Raw genomic sequence first — 13,846 nt, 5'->3', positions numbered from 1 at the left:
TAATGGTGTCCCATTAGATTATAGTCAGGATTCTGGAAAAGATGAGCAGAAATTACCAAAAGCATGGTATTTTTTTAGCAGTCATAAAATGAACCTGCCGCTAAAAGAAAATTTAGGGTTTAGCGGATCACAAATGATCTGTTTTTTTGGAATAGCTGTGTCTCCCCTTTTCTTTATTATACTGTTCCTGGATATTTTTTTCACGGTTTCTGGCATTATGGTCTTCTGGCAGCTTATTATCATCTTTTGTAGCAGGATTTGATTTTACGCTCATGATCTCTCCTCCTTCCACCAAATATGATATTAAGCTTTGTAAAGGGAGGACATATTATTCCTGCCAGCCCTTGCAGACATCCACCCATTTCATATAAGCGGAATACTCTTCCATCTCCGGAATGGTCAGTTCAATTGCGCTGCTGCCGCTCCCGCAGGCAGGAAAGACGGTTTGGAATCGCTTCAAGGATTCATCAAGATAAATCTCTACCCCGTCATTCACAGCAAAGGGGCAGACTCCTCCTACCGGATGGCCAATCAGGGGTTCCACTTCTTCCCCTTTCAGCATTTTGGCTTTCACACCAAATTCATCCCTGAATTTCCGGTTATCCACTTTTGCATCCCCTGCAGCTACGATCAGGATCACCCGATCTTCTAAATGAAAAGACAGCGACTTGGCAATTCTTTCAGGTTCACAGTTTAATGCTTTTGCTGCCAGCTCCACTGTTGCGCTGGATTCCTCAGATTCAATGATTCGCACTTCCATTTCATATTGTTTAAAGTACGCTTTTACTTCTTTCAGTGACATGTATTCCACTATCCTTTTACTGATTTATGATTAAAAATTCATGCTCTAAGATGCCGCTTTTTTCTACGGCTTGTACCGCCTCTTTTAAAACTCCTTCATCCTGCACCATCGCAATCCGGACAAATCCTTCCCCAGATGGACCAAAGGCACTTCCAGGCGTCACCAATACTCCTGCTTTTTCAATCATATCCATGGCAAAATCCATGGATTTTTTATAATGAGAAGGAATCCTGGCCCAGATGAACATGGTGGCTTTGGGCTTTTCCATCTCCCATCCTATTTCCGTGAACCCTTCACAGAGGACGTCCCGTCGCTTTTTATATGCCTCCCTCGCTGTTTCCACACAGTGCTGATCACCTGTAATGGCAGCGATGGCCGCCTTTTGAACCGGCAGAAACATGCCATAGTCCATGTTTGACTTTAGGGCTTTTAATTGAGCCACAACCTCTTTATTCCCTACGCAGAAACCAATCCTGGCCCCTGCAAGGCCATAGCTTTTGGATAAGGAATTGAATTCCACACCGACTTCCTTTGCACCCGGAAACGAAAGAAAGCTTTTGCCTTTCAGGCCGTCAAATACAAGCTCACTATAGGCATTATCATGAAGAATGATGATGTCATATTTTTTTGCAAATGCCACTAATTCGGCATAAAAAGAATCGGGTGCCACTGCAGCAGTAGGATTATTGGGATAAGACACCAGCATAAGTTTGGCTTTTTCTGCTATCTCCGCCGGGATATCGTCGAGCCGGATCACATTTCCATTCTCTTTTTTCTGTGGCATATAATATAGCTCAGCTCCTGCAAGCAGCGGTCCGTGAATAAAGGCAGGATAAGCTGGATCCGGGACCAGCACCAGATCTCCCTCATCTACAATCGATAATGAAATATGGGTGAGTCCTTCCTGGGAGCCTAATAATGAACAAATTTCTGTTTTTGGATCAAGTTCAACATGATATCTATTCTGATACCAGCCGCTCACCGCTTTCAGCATGCCACTCTGGTCGTTAATCGCATATATGTAATTCCTTTCATCGAATGCTGCCGAGGACATAGCCTCAATGATATGTCTGGCCGGCGGGATATTGGGCGTACCGATGCTTAGATCAAATACAGGCTCCCCCTTCACCTCACGTTTTCTCCGGATTTCTGTCAGCTTAGTGAAAATACTTTCCCCAAACAGTTCCATTCTCTTTGCAAATTTCATGGGTTCCTCCTTTATGAAGTTCATAGTTCATATACTTGAGTATTTTTACATTATCCTATCAAACAGCCTCTTTTGTCAAAATAGTCTGAAAGACATGGTAAAGAAAAAGCGCCCATTTAAGAAGCGCCCTTCATCCATATCAATCCATCACCAATCCTCCATCCACCACCAGGTTCTGCCCCGTGACTGCCCGTGCCCATGGAGATGAGAAGAATAGTGCAGTATCCGCCAATTCCTCAGGTGTTGTTACTCTTTTTAGCGGAGTCGCAGACCGGATGATTCCAAACACCTCTTCAGTCGTAACACTGCTTGCATCCGTCTGCTGAAGAAGGCCTCCGGAAATCATGTTGACCGTGATGCCGTACTGTCCGAGCTCCTTCGAAAGATTGCGGGTAAAGCCCAGCAGTGCTGCTTTGCCGGTAGTGTATTCATGATAGGCAACCACTGGATTCTGAAACAAATTGGTGCCGATGTTGATGATCCGCCCAAACTCCATTTCCTTCATATCAGCCGCACATGCCTGTACCGTGTTTAAAGCACCCTTTATACTTCCCTCAAATTGAGTGTTGAACCCGTCCCATTCCAACTCAAAAACATTCTTCTGGGTAAGGGGATTAAACTGAAAATCGATCAAAGCGTTGTTCACAATGGTTGTGATTCCGGTATGAAAGTATTCCTTTGCTTTAGCAGCCATTTCATGAACTTCATTTTTGTCCCGAACATCCGCCTTTATGGCAATAACCTTGTTCCCTAAATTCTTGGCAAGCTCCTCGGCTTTTTCTTTGCTCTTATAATAATTAATCACCACATTTGCCCCTTCTTTTGCAAAAGCGGCTGCTATGGCAGCACCCAAACCCCTTCCCGCACCTGTTACCAATACAGTTTGTTCTGATATCTTCATATTTGCTTCCTCCTCTAATATAAAAAAACTAGGACACAGAAAGGTCCTAGTTTTATTCACTAAAAAACTACTTCCCTCCGCTGGCATGATCCAGATCAGGTCCATAAGGGTCAAAAAGCTCCTTCGCTTTTTTCTCAGCCTGGAATACAGGCTCCCCTAGTAGAATGCTATATACGGTTGTTATCTTTTATTTTATAACTTTATTACCAAATCGGAAAGGATTATGAATTTGCTCTATTTTTTTAAAAGAAGGGAAAATGCAGATGGATCTCTGGATCAAAGGGTTGTCCTCCTTTATGGTATGCTCAATTCTAAACCTTGGGCTTGTTCTTAATTCCTTCCATAAACCTTTTTTCGAGAAGTGCTCATTTTTGTTCCTGTGAACCCGTCTCTGAACCAGCTTTCATCTGATCGGCCTTCATTTTGGTCTTGAGACCCTTCCTCTAAACCATTTCCTAACGGATCCGCCGCAGTTTTGGTCCCAAGAACACTGCCTGCATGCGCCACTAATTACACCGTCTGAACCTGAATTCCCTTCTCCTTCAATCCATCTTCATACAATCCCTCAATCTCTCCATTCGTAATGACCAGGCTGATATTGGAGAGGTCGGTGATGTGCGCGAAGGTGCGCACCCCGAATTTGCTGGCGTCTGCCAGTAGGATCGTCTGGTCAGCGATGTTCAACATATGCTTTTTTAACAGCGCCTGGAATTCATTCGAATCTGTCAGCCCTCTTTCGAGATGGACTCCCTTGCAGGAGAGGAAGGTCTTATTGACATGATAGCTGGAGAGCGAGCGTTCTGCGAGCGGACCAACATAGGATAAGGACTGTGGAAGAAGCTGCCCTCCAGTAGAAATGACACGTATCTGTTCTTTTTTGCTGAGCTCTACGGCCACTTTGATGGAATTGGTCAGCACGGTCAGCTGCATATCCGGCAGCTCCTTTGCCATATACCAGGCCGTCGTGCTGGCATCCAGCACGATTTGATCTCCTTCTTCAATCAGTTGGATTGCTTGGAGGGCAATTCGCTTTTTTTCTGAGGCATTCTTGATTTCTCTTTCTACATAGGAAATCTCAGACTCTTCTTTTTGTACACTTACAGCGCCTCCATGGCTTCTCCTCAGCAGGTTTTCCTTTTCCAGCTTTTCCAGATCTCTGCGGATTGTCTCTTCCGTGACTGAAAAAATTTTGCTCAATTCGGTTACCCGGACACTCATCCTCTCATTGACTAACTCTACAAGCTTTCGTTGACGTTCGGCTACAAGCACTCCATACACCATCCTATACTTTATTTATGTTTGTTTGTTTTTGGATATTCTTTGTTTTGATAGTTGGATTATATCATTTCATTCACAAAACAAAAATACTCACCTGTTTTTTACTGGATATTTTATTTTTTAAAAAAACAGCCCCACCAACAGGGACTGTCATATTCCATTATTCATTTGTATGATTGCCAAACGTTTCATTCCAAATGAAAAACCTCTTATCCTTGTTTGACAGGCACCGAATGTTGTTCACAATAATAATCCCAGACTGCCCCGAATGCCCTGCGTACTAATTTTGTCAGGGCTCGTTATTTAAAGGAACTCCCGGTTTCTTTGAGAACCGTCTGGCAGCTGCCACACAAAATACAACGGCAATATTCACTGCGACAAGCAGCCAGCTGACTTTCTCATGGAGAATTACAGAAGCAAGCAGAAGTCCAAAGAAAGGCTGGAGAAGCTGCAGCTGTCCGACTGCTGCTATGCCGCCCTGGGCAAGTCCTCGATACCAGAACACAAAGCCAACAAGCATGCTGAATATGCTGACATAACCAAGGCTGAAGAAGGCAGGATGGCCTATGCCCTTCCACGTGACCGGAGATAAATACAATGAGAGCAGTAGCATAATGGGCAGCGACAGAACAAGAGCCCAGGATATCACCTGCCAGTCCCCCAGCCTGCGTGAGAGCCTGGCTCCTTCTGCATATCCGAGGCCGCATACGATAATCGAAAACAGCATAAAAGTGTCACCAGCCGATGATGATTGTCCTCCCTGGAAAAGGGCATAGCCAGTGACGAGTAAGCTGCCTGCAGCAGAAAAAATCCAGAACGCCGGACGGGGATGCTCCCCACCCCTGAGTACTCCAAAGATTGCAGTCGAGAGCGGAAGAAGCCCAATGAAGATAATGGCATGGGCAGAAGGTACATATTGAAGGGCTAATGCGGTCAGCAGCGGAAACCCAATGACCACTCCAAAGGCCACGACTAAAAGAGGGACTATGTCGCCCCTTGAAGGGCGCTGCTGCCGGAAGACTAGAAGAAGAGCACCTGCCAGTACACCTGCAATCGAAGCCCGGCAGACAGTGAGGAACAGCGGATCAAAGTCTCCCACTGCCAAGCGTGTTGCGGGCAGTGACCCGCTGAAGATGAGTACTCCTATAAACCCATTCACCCATCCATTTACAGCTTTGTTCATTCACTTCACCTCGTATCTTATTTTTTGATCATGGAACGTCTTATCAAACTCCTTGTTTATGGATTACAATGACTATAAACTGGAAAGATTTTTTAGCAAATAGCCAGTTTTCGTAAAATTAGCCATGCCAGTTAGGAGAAACCACACATGGATATCACGATTTTTTTAAATCGAGGAATGGATGCTCCGCTTTATCAGCAGCTCTATCAGTTTTTTAAAGAAAATATTCATAAGGGCAGGATTCAAAAAGGAATGAAGCTTCCTTCCAAGAGGGGCCTCGCATGTCAGCTGTCCATCAGCCAGACAACCGTAGAACGAGCTTATGAACAGCTTGCCGCTGAAGGTTATATTGTGAGTAAGCCAAGAAGCGGCTGGTTTGCTGATTATGAGGATTCTGATTTTCCTGACATTCATACAGTGGGCAGAGGATCCATCAACCCAGAACCAAAAGAAAATAAACGATTGATCGATTTTCACTATGGAAATGTGGATTCTGCCCGCTTTCCATTTTCCTCATGGCGGAAATGCATGGTCAACGTTTTAGACCAATTTGGTCCAGAGCTTTATCATCCGGGACATGTTTTAGGAGAGCTGGAACTGAGGACCCTCATTGCAGAGCATCTGTACCATTCACGCGGCGTCCACTGTCTCCCTGAGCAAGTCATCATCGGTGCCGGGAACCCTGTCTTAATGCAAATTTTATGTAAAATGTTTGCCCCTGGCAGTTCCATAGGTTTTGAAGACCCTGGTTATCCAAGAACGAGAAAAATTTTCGAATTAAATACTATGAAGGTCCTTCCGATACCGGTGGATGAAGAAGGAATCTGTATCGAGAAACTCCAGGAAGATCAGCCAAGTCTTGTATATGTCACGCCTTCTCATCAATTTCCGCTGGGAACAGTTATGACAATGAACAGACGAATTCAGCTCCTGAAATGGGCGGCAGAAAATGAATCATACATTATTGAGGATGACTATGAGGGGGAATTTAGATACAGCAGTCTTCCTGTTCCATCCCTGCAGGGCCTGGATCAGCATAGCTCTGTCATTTATATGGGCACCTTTTCAAAATCCCTCCTGCCTTCACTGCGCATCAGCTATATGATTCTGCCGAGGCCGCTCTTAGAAAAAGGCAGGGAAATCACTTCTTTGTATAAACAAACGGTATCCTGCCACAGTCAGTTAACCCTGACTGAATTCATTAAATGCGGAGAATGGCAGAGGCATACAAACAAAATGAGAAAATTATACCAAAGAAAAAGAGGAATTCTATTAGAAGCCATACAAAGTGAGTTTGGAAGGAATGTAAAGATCCGCGGAGAGAACTCTGGACTTCATCTCCTGCTGGATGTGTACTCTGCCTATCTGGAAACAGAGCTGATCGAGAAGGCAGTAGAACATGGCGTGAACATTTATCCTGCTTCTCATTTTTATAAAACACAGCCTCCTCCTTCAACCATCTTCCTTGGTTTCACAGGGATTTCTGAAGAACTCATACGAGAAGGCATAGGAAAACTAAAAGCTGCCTGGGGGCTATAACACGGCAGCTTCATTGTTCCTGGTATTTAAAATTCTATCAAAAATGGATGTGCAGCCTCATCCAGGCAGTACTGAATTCTTTCCCTGAAATTCCGATAAGTGACCATTTCCAGCGCTTCTTCTATAGGATAAAATCCTACCTCTAAACTCTCCGGTGATGTCTCAGCCCTGCCTCTAATCGGTCTGGCCAGGAACAAGGTATTGCATATTGAACTCTTCACATTTTGGAAGATGCCGCAGAATATGATTACTTCAATATCGATTCCTGATTCCTCTTTCACTTCCCTGATCACAGCATGCTTCAACGATTCTCCTTCTTCCACCTGGCCTCCCGGCATTTCCCAGCCGCGTCTGGGTCCCTTGATTAATAGATGTGTAAATGACGGATGTGCTTTGACTCATTCCTCTGGTAATTTAAGTTATGTAAATATTTTACTATAATAAAATATAAAGCTCTTTTCTAAGAGATTGTTGCTTTTTAAAGTTCTATGAGGCGATTCCATTGTTAAATAGCCCAGAGGCAAATGATCAATCCGCAAACTGCTCTCTATATTTTTTTGGCGTGTGACCGTATTTATTCTTAAAAATCCCATAAAAGTAGCTAATATTATCATAGCCGGCCATTTCGATGATTTCAGCAGCAGAAAGACTTGAGCTTTCAAGCAGCTGCTTCGCCTAGGTGAGGCGCTTTTCCTGGACCAGCTCTTTGAATGTATAACCCGTCGCCCTTTTTATATGCTTGCTTAAGGAATAATGAGTTTATTCCAGCTTTTAGACATTTTATATAAAGAAGCCTCCCGGTAATGTTCATCAATATACTTCATGGTTTGGACCATGAGATAATGACGCGGCGAGTGATGCTCCGTCTTTTTCAGTTTATCAGAATGCTTTATGAGTTCGATCATTAGCAGTCCCATATAAAGCTTGATGGAGGAATCTGACAACAGAGTCGGATACATGATTTCATCAATCATTTTCCGGATCAGCTCCTGAATGCTCTCGACATCCGAAACGACTTTTAGTTGTTTATATTTGGCCTGTTTTGGTTTTGTCGTATGTGATACATTAAACTCTCGTGGTTCATTCTTTAAATCCTGAAGATTCCATCCATAGTGATATTCATCAAAAAAAGCCGCCAGTTTGGCAGCCCAGTATGTAATCCTTACATTAAATTTTATTTAGCTTCCTTATCCGGCTGATGGATTCCAAAAAGATTTCCTTCTGGATCTAAATAGTATCCCTGCCACGCCATCCCCGGAAGTGCATATTTGGCCATGGCAGTCTTTCCGCCATACTCCAATATTTTGGCTTCTGTCTCAGCATAATTTTCCACTCCCATGGTACAAGCAAAGCCATTCAATGCCTGATTCGGTTCCGGCGGCGCGCTCTGCCTCTGCATCAATGCGCCATTAATGCCGGGGTCCTCCTCCTTACCGGTAACCGCACCGAAGTATGGCATGCCGGCGTACTCACTCCAATCCTGGAATTCCCATCCAAATACCTCACCATAAAATTTCCTGGCCCGCTCCATGTCGCTAACATGAATCTCGAAATGAACTAACCTTCCCATAATGGCCTCCCTATTTGAAATATTCGGTGTATGTATACGTTTACAGATTCTATCTATTATTATATACAGGATCGAATTAAATTCAATGGCAGGCAGTCAAGGAATCATAGAAGTTCTTTATCACTTTGCAGAGACAGAAATTGAATAATGGTTTTCATGACAGCATCTTCTTCATTCGATCTAGTAATAAAATTGGCTGCAGCCTGAATTTCTGGAAAGGCATTTCTCATAGCAAAGCTATATGTACCTGAAGCCATAAGTTCCATATCATTATATCCATCGCCGAAAACCATCGTCTCTTCAGGAGTGACGTTCAATATTCGCTGCAATTCAGCAATTGTGCTTCCTTTATGTACTTTAGCATTCGTAATATCAATCCAGGATGCCTCAGAGGCGACAATATAAGCGTGCTCAAAAAAGGCCGACAGCTCCTCCCTTGTCTCTGCACATTTGAAAGCCGGATCATGTACAGTTATCTTGATAAAATCATCCGGGATCTCATTAAAATCTGCCGTTTTTATCACATTTGCATATGACCTCCGCACAATCGCAAATTCTTCAGGAGTTAAGCTATCCTTCACAATTGCTCCTTTTTTTGTACAGGCAATAATCGTATGATCCAGACTGATTTCTTCCAGGAGGTTAATAATTTCCAGCCCCAGTTTATTTGCCAGGAGAGATTCATAAACGAATTGTTTATTGTGCTTTATCCGTGTTGCGCTATCCCCTAATATCCATAAATCGGCTGCGTCATCGCCGAATAATTCTTCTATCCTCTCACATTGCTTTCCAGTACATGGGGCAAACACGACCCCCTTTTCCTTCATGATTCTTTTAGTCTCTTTGTAGTTCTCTATTAAAATCCCCACTATTGTTCAAGAAAGTCCCGTCCATATCTGTTACAACTAATTTAATCATTTTACTTCCCCCTTGTGTATGAGTAAACTCTCATTCCGCAAACTTACATTTGGACTATATCGCTTGCACATGAATCCTTTGTTTCCATTAACCTTTTCTTCTTCAATAATGTATTTAACTTTTCTGATGTTAAAAGCATCAACCCTACAAAAATAAAAATCCAGTATGGAAAGATTTTCATTGTTGAATGGGATGCAATGAAACCAAGAAGAGGAGGCATAAATGTGCTGCCTGTATAGGCGACCGCCATTTGATAGCCCATTATAGTCTGGGAATGCTGTTTTCCAAAGCGAGCGGGTGTTTCATGCAGCATACATGGAAATATCGGTGCTAATCCTAATCCAACTATAATAAAACCAGCGAGTGAAAAAACGGATGGCAATGGCAGGATGGTAAGGATAGCTCCTGCTAATGCTGTTATTTGACCCATCCGTATGAGAGTACGGTTCGTAGTTTTAAAGGTAATAAAGCCAGTAAAAAATCTTCCAATTGTTATTCCTGCATAATAAAAAGAAACCCATTGTGCAGCAGTACCTGCAGATAGCTCCTTTACATTTACCAGAAAGCTGCTTCCCCAAAGACCCACGGCTGCCTCCACCCCGCAATAAAACAGGAAGGAAACCATTGATAATTTAACTCCTTGTATTTGTACAGGCTTTACTTGTTGGGGATATTCCAAATTAACTTCACCGCTAGAATCTTTTTGACCATTTCCGTTTTCTTTCCCTCTGTTCCATAACGGTAAAGTGATGAAAAGGATTGCAACTAATGCAAACTGAATCCCAGAAATGGTAAGATAGCCATTTCTCCATGAATCTTGTCCTGATATGAAATAGGACATAATCATAGGACCTGCAGTGGCTCCAATTCCCCAAAAACAATGCAGCCAGCTCATGTGATGTGCCTTATAATGGACAGCAACATAATCATTTAATCCTGAATCCACAGCTCCTGCACCAAGCCCAAGTGGAATCGTACAAACGATTAACCAAACGAGCGAAGGTGCAAAATAAAACCCAAGCAAGCTAACAGCCGTCATTAAGCAGCTGACCAGAGTCACCCTGCCTGTCCCAAACCTTTTAAGCACTCTTCCGCTGACTAAGCTGGAAATAATCGTACAGCCTGCCATTGCCATGAAAAGTAATCCAGCCGTTTCAAGCGGGGGACCAAAGTCTTTTTGCATCACCGGCCATGCTGACCCCAATAATGAATCAGGCAGTCCTAAGCTGATAAAAGCCAGGTAAATAATGATTAATAGAAACAGAGCCATTTTTCATCCTCACCTTTTTAATTTTTGATTAGTAGTTTGGATTGATCTTACCTCCTTACCTCATACTTATTAAAGACGTTTAATAGGTATCCAAATAAAAACTTATTAAACTTCTTTAATAAGTGAAGAAAAATTTAGGCCTGCTAAACCATTGTAGAGGACCCTTTTTAAAGGAAGGCAGCTTAAGCCAGCAAAAGATTCAAGCATAAATTTTGCAATCCAAGTAAATAGTCTTTTTTCCAATCACTCGTAATAAGCTCCGGGAGATGTTCAGCAGGAATATAATTCGAGCTTACTGAAGCGATTTTTTCCAGAATGGCATCACCTGCTTCATCATCACAAAAAATGATGGTATGCGGGTTAATCATCGCAGTAAATGCTGCCACTAACCTGCTTATGGCATCAATTTCACGGTCCCCAGCAATTACTAGTTTTTTGGATTCACCTTCGTTTTCCAATGCCTGCCGAAAATTTCTGTCATTATAAAGTGGGACAAATGAAACCTCGCCTGAGAAAAAGCTTCTTCCCCGTACAACATCTCCGTTTACCATGATCCCTGCCCCAGGTCCATTTTGACCGGAATACAAATAGATAAGGGAGTGTTTCTCCTTCATTCCCATGTTGTTGTGAAATCCAAGAACAGCAGCATTCATGTCGTTCTCTACAATAACAGGAACAGAAAACAGTTCCTCATAGTATCCTTTTAAATCAAAATCTTGAAGCTGTTCGTAGCCTGGTATATAAAAAACATGTCCGTTATCCACTGAACCCGGTACGCCGATGGCGATCGAACAAATCTTAGGGAACCGTGCCAATAAACCCTCAATGCAGCGAGTCAATGCTTCCAGTCCGCTATCCATTAATACACTATCTGCTTTTCCATCTTCCTTACATTCTCCCACACAATTAAAAATGGTATAATTCGTTTCTGTTTTCTCCAAAAATATAGCTAAGCCTAACATATATTCTGGATTGTATGTATATCGTTTTGCCCGCCGCCCACCGCTGGAATCATCCAGGCCGGCCAGCAGGATTTCCCCTTCGCTTTCCATCTCAGATAGAAACTTGCTGATGGTAGGGAAGCTGATTCCTAAGGTTTGGCTGAGCTCCACTTTTGTTGTGCTTCCAAGTTTTAAAAGTGTGGTCCGTATCCCCCGCATCATGACCCCCTTTAACGATTTGGGAGTCGCTAATTTTTCTTTCAAAACATCACCGCCTAAAAACTTATTAAACTTCTTTAATAAGTTATAATGTAACCTTATCATAGTATTTTGATCATTTTCAAGAAGATTTTAGCAAGTATTTTTTCATCAGCATAAAAACCACAGGGTGGCCGTAAAAATCCCCGTTGCTCTCTCTTGTGAATCCTTCCTTTTCGCAAAAGGAATATTGGGATTTCCCTGATATACCGTCAACGGATAAAGGCACTATAGGTGCCCCTCCAGGTTTTTGCTGCTATAAGGCGTATTTTTTTAATATCTGTTTTTTCATATCTCTTACTAAAAGCATGATGGCTCTCCTCCCAGGCTGAAGATTTTGTTTTGGCCAAAAAAAAGCCGTTTGACAAACGACTTTTTTCATATCATATTATTGTTTTCGAATCTGTTTCCAAACGTCCAAATAATCTCTGATATACTTCCTCGGCAAAAATCTCATATCCTTTTTGCGTTAAATGAATGCCGTCATCGCTGATTAAATCCTTTAAATCTCCTGCATACTTAATTGCACTTCTGACATCAATCATAAAAACATCCAGCTCTTCGGCAATTTTTTTTAGTGCCCGATTATAGATACTATGCTGATGCTCGATTCCTCCCGCTTTACAAATACAGTTACTCACTATAGAACTGAAATTTTCCGTGATTCGTTTATAGTAGCGAACTGGATCTAAAGGCGGCAGAGTTGAAAGAATAGGTGTCATGCCCTCACTTTTTATATTCATGACCATGGACTTCAGATTACCTAAATACCGATCCAGCGGCACTACTGCCTGATGCTCCCCATCCGGATCTTTAGCAACATCCGCCCATGCAAAGTCACAGTCATTGCCGCCTATTTCAATAATCACATAATCAGGTCTCTCCCCAATTACATCCCGCTCGAATCTCTTCATAAGAGAGTCGGAATTGTCATTAAAAACCCCTTTATTAATGACCGTAATCTGGTCCTCATTTTCATCTTTACTATTTTTCAAGATTAACTCCTGGAGAATTTTTGGATAATTATTCTTCAAAATTCTCAAGCGTCCATTCAAGTACGTAACTCCCCGGGTCAAACTATCACCAAAGCACAAAATTTTCATAATCTTCCTCCTATTAACCATTACTCTTTAATAATATAAGGTTTAATAGGATATTCCAAGGATGCATTCTTTGTTTGTGTGCTATAAATCTTCTTCGGCTTTTGGACTACTTTCCTTTGTCGATGCTTCAACCTGTCCGTACCGCAGCTGACTTCGGACTGGTTACCGCATTTTACGCTCTACCCTGTCCGAACTCATCTATGCTTTAATAAACTTACCGAGAGTTCACTCAAATCGAAAACATCATGTAAGACAGTTGAAACTCCTTAGTTAAAATAAACGCTGGCTCTTAAAAAAGCTCTCTGTACACACCAATTATTCAATAAATTTTCTTTAAGAACGGTTATGATATCACTGATTAACTATCCTCTACTCAACATCAACAGGATAATACCGATTCAATATCCCCACGACTTTGAATTTCATTTTCACACCCGAATCGGCTGCCTGTGCATAATAAACCGAAAATAAGAGATAATTCCTCTTTTCCAATACCTTTTCATATTTCCCGTCTATCACTAATTGCTTCCCAAAGCCCCGAAGACTTTCATCCCTCTTCAATTCCTTTGCTGCCCAGCGTTCGAAACGGGCTTGTGTTGGGTTTGAGATAATAAAGACCAGGGCCATGAAAATCAGGAATAAAACCGGCTCCACGTACTTTTTTCTAATTAAATACCTATTTGTCATTTGAATTGACTCCTTTAAAAAGATCATACAGTTTTACGCTTATTCCTGATAAAACCTTTATATGACAATACGAATAACCCTTCCATTTTATTTGAAGGGTTAAAGCAGTTTTTATCATTCATCTTTATTCTTGGAACCTTAATATCAGGATCAATATCCGTCTGTTGGAAACAGGGATGTAGATGTTTG

Annotated in this window: 14 protein-coding genes, 2 pseudogenes and 1 riboswitch; of the genes and pseudogenes, 1 reads left to right on the top strand and 15 read right to left on the bottom strand. The window is 42.3% G+C overall.

From position 1 onward, the window contains the following. Positions 1 to 127 precede the first annotated feature (127 nt). The 6 genes from ACN6MY_RS12455 to ACN6MY_RS12430 all read right to left on the bottom strand — a co-directional run bounded on the left by ACN6MY_RS12455 (position 128) and on the right by ACN6MY_RS12430 (position 5,371). Positions 128 to 274 carry a DUF3941 domain-containing protein gene (locus tag ACN6MY_RS12455; RefSeq protein ID WP_419880485.1) on the bottom strand — a complete coding sequence of 49 codons (147 nt, stop codon included), beginning with the start codon at positions 272 to 274 and terminating at the stop codon, positions 128 to 130. 54 nt (positions 275 to 328) lie between these two features. Then, complete coding sequence (locus ACN6MY_RS12450) at positions 329 to 802, bottom strand: YbaK/EbsC family protein (RefSeq protein ID WP_419880484.1); 474 nt, start codon at positions 800 to 802, stop codon at positions 329 to 331. Positions 803 to 818: 16 nt separating this feature from the next. Beyond that, on the bottom strand, positions 819 to 2,009 hold the full coding sequence (locus ACN6MY_RS12445) for an aminotransferase class I/II-fold pyridoxal phosphate-dependent enzyme (protein WP_419880483.1): 1,191 nt from the start codon (positions 2,007 to 2,009) through the stop codon (positions 819 to 821). Between the two features lie 139 nt (positions 2,010 to 2,148). Continuing rightward, positions 2,149 to 2,910, bottom strand: coding sequence for a 3-oxoacyl-ACP reductase (locus ACN6MY_RS12440; RefSeq protein WP_419880482.1), 762 nt, complete (start codon positions 2,908 to 2,910; stop codon positions 2,149 to 2,151). 55 nt (positions 2,911 to 2,965) lie between these two features. Beyond that, positions 2,966 to 3,078, bottom strand: a riboswitch (TPP riboswitch). Positions 3,079 to 3,420: 342 nt separating this feature from the next. Next, entirely contained in the window at positions 3,421 to 4,179 is a 759-nt protein-coding gene (locus ACN6MY_RS12435; RefSeq protein WP_419880481.1) for a DeoR/GlpR family DNA-binding transcription regulator, read from the bottom strand. Positions 4,180 to 4,477: 298 nt separating this feature from the next. Beyond that, on the bottom strand, positions 4,478 to 5,371 hold the full coding sequence (locus ACN6MY_RS12430; RefSeq protein WP_419880480.1) for a DMT family transporter: 894 nt from the start codon (positions 5,369 to 5,371) through the stop codon (positions 4,478 to 4,480). A gap of 147 nt (positions 5,372 to 5,518) precedes the next feature. Here ACN6MY_RS12430 and ACN6MY_RS12425 point away from each other — a divergent pair, with 147 nt between their 5' ends. Further along, positions 5,519 to 6,910, top strand: a complete 1,392-nt coding sequence (locus ACN6MY_RS12425; protein ID WP_419880479.1) for a PLP-dependent aminotransferase family protein — start codon at positions 5,519 to 5,521, stop codon at positions 6,908 to 6,910. A gap of 26 nt (positions 6,911 to 6,936) precedes the next feature. On the opposite strand, the pseudogene ACN6MY_RS12420 reads toward ACN6MY_RS12425, so the two are convergent. The 9 genes and pseudogenes from ACN6MY_RS12420 to ACN6MY_RS12380 all read right to left on the bottom strand — a co-directional run. Continuing rightward, positions 6,937 to 7,281, bottom strand: a pseudogene (locus tag ACN6MY_RS12420) (NUDIX hydrolase); the annotation flags it as partial. A gap of 157 nt (positions 7,282 to 7,438) precedes the next feature. Then, positions 7,439 to 7,534, bottom strand: a complete 96-nt coding sequence (locus ACN6MY_RS12415) for an AraC family transcriptional regulator (protein WP_419880478.1) — start codon at positions 7,532 to 7,534, stop codon at positions 7,439 to 7,441. Positions 7,535 to 7,653: 119 nt separating this feature from the next. After that, entirely contained in the window at positions 7,654 to 7,884 is a 231-nt protein-coding gene (locus ACN6MY_RS12410) for a hypothetical protein (protein ID WP_419880477.1), read from the bottom strand. 200 nt (positions 7,885 to 8,084) lie between these two features. Further along, the gene (locus ACN6MY_RS12405) at positions 8,085 to 8,480 is read right to left on the bottom strand and encodes a VOC family protein (protein ID WP_419880476.1); all 396 of its coding nucleotides are present in this window, start codon (positions 8,478 to 8,480) and stop codon (positions 8,085 to 8,087) included. A gap of 104 nt (positions 8,481 to 8,584) precedes the next feature. Beyond that, positions 8,585 to 9,398: pseudogene (locus ACN6MY_RS12400) on the bottom strand (HAD family hydrolase). 43 nt (positions 9,399 to 9,441) lie between these two features. Beyond that, positions 9,442 to 10,668, bottom strand: a complete 1,227-nt coding sequence (locus ACN6MY_RS12395) for an MFS transporter (RefSeq protein ID WP_419880475.1) — start codon at positions 10,666 to 10,668, stop codon at positions 9,442 to 9,444. Positions 10,669 to 10,850: 182 nt separating this feature from the next. After that, a complete protein-coding gene (locus ACN6MY_RS12390) occupies positions 10,851 to 11,831 on the bottom strand; it encodes an ROK family protein (protein ID WP_419884157.1) in 981 nt (326 codons plus the stop codon). Positions 11,832 to 12,250: 419 nt separating this feature from the next. Then, a complete protein-coding gene (locus tag ACN6MY_RS12385; RefSeq protein ID WP_419880474.1) occupies positions 12,251 to 12,970 on the bottom strand; it encodes an SGNH/GDSL hydrolase family protein in 720 nt (239 codons plus the stop codon). 369 nt (positions 12,971 to 13,339) lie between these two features. Continuing rightward, the gene (locus tag ACN6MY_RS12380; RefSeq protein WP_419880473.1) at positions 13,340 to 13,657 is read right to left on the bottom strand and encodes a hypothetical protein; all 318 of its coding nucleotides are present in this window, start codon (positions 13,655 to 13,657) and stop codon (positions 13,340 to 13,342) included. Positions 13,658 to 13,846: the final 189 nt, after the last annotated feature.

The sequence above is a fragment of the Peribacillus sp. B-H-3 genome, assembly GCF_048572925.1.
Taxonomy (GTDB): domain Bacteria; phylum Bacillota; class Bacilli; order Bacillales; family DSM-1321; genus Peribacillus.
Note: the sequence above shows the minus strand (reverse complement) of the source record. Positions and strands in the feature narration are given on the sequence as shown.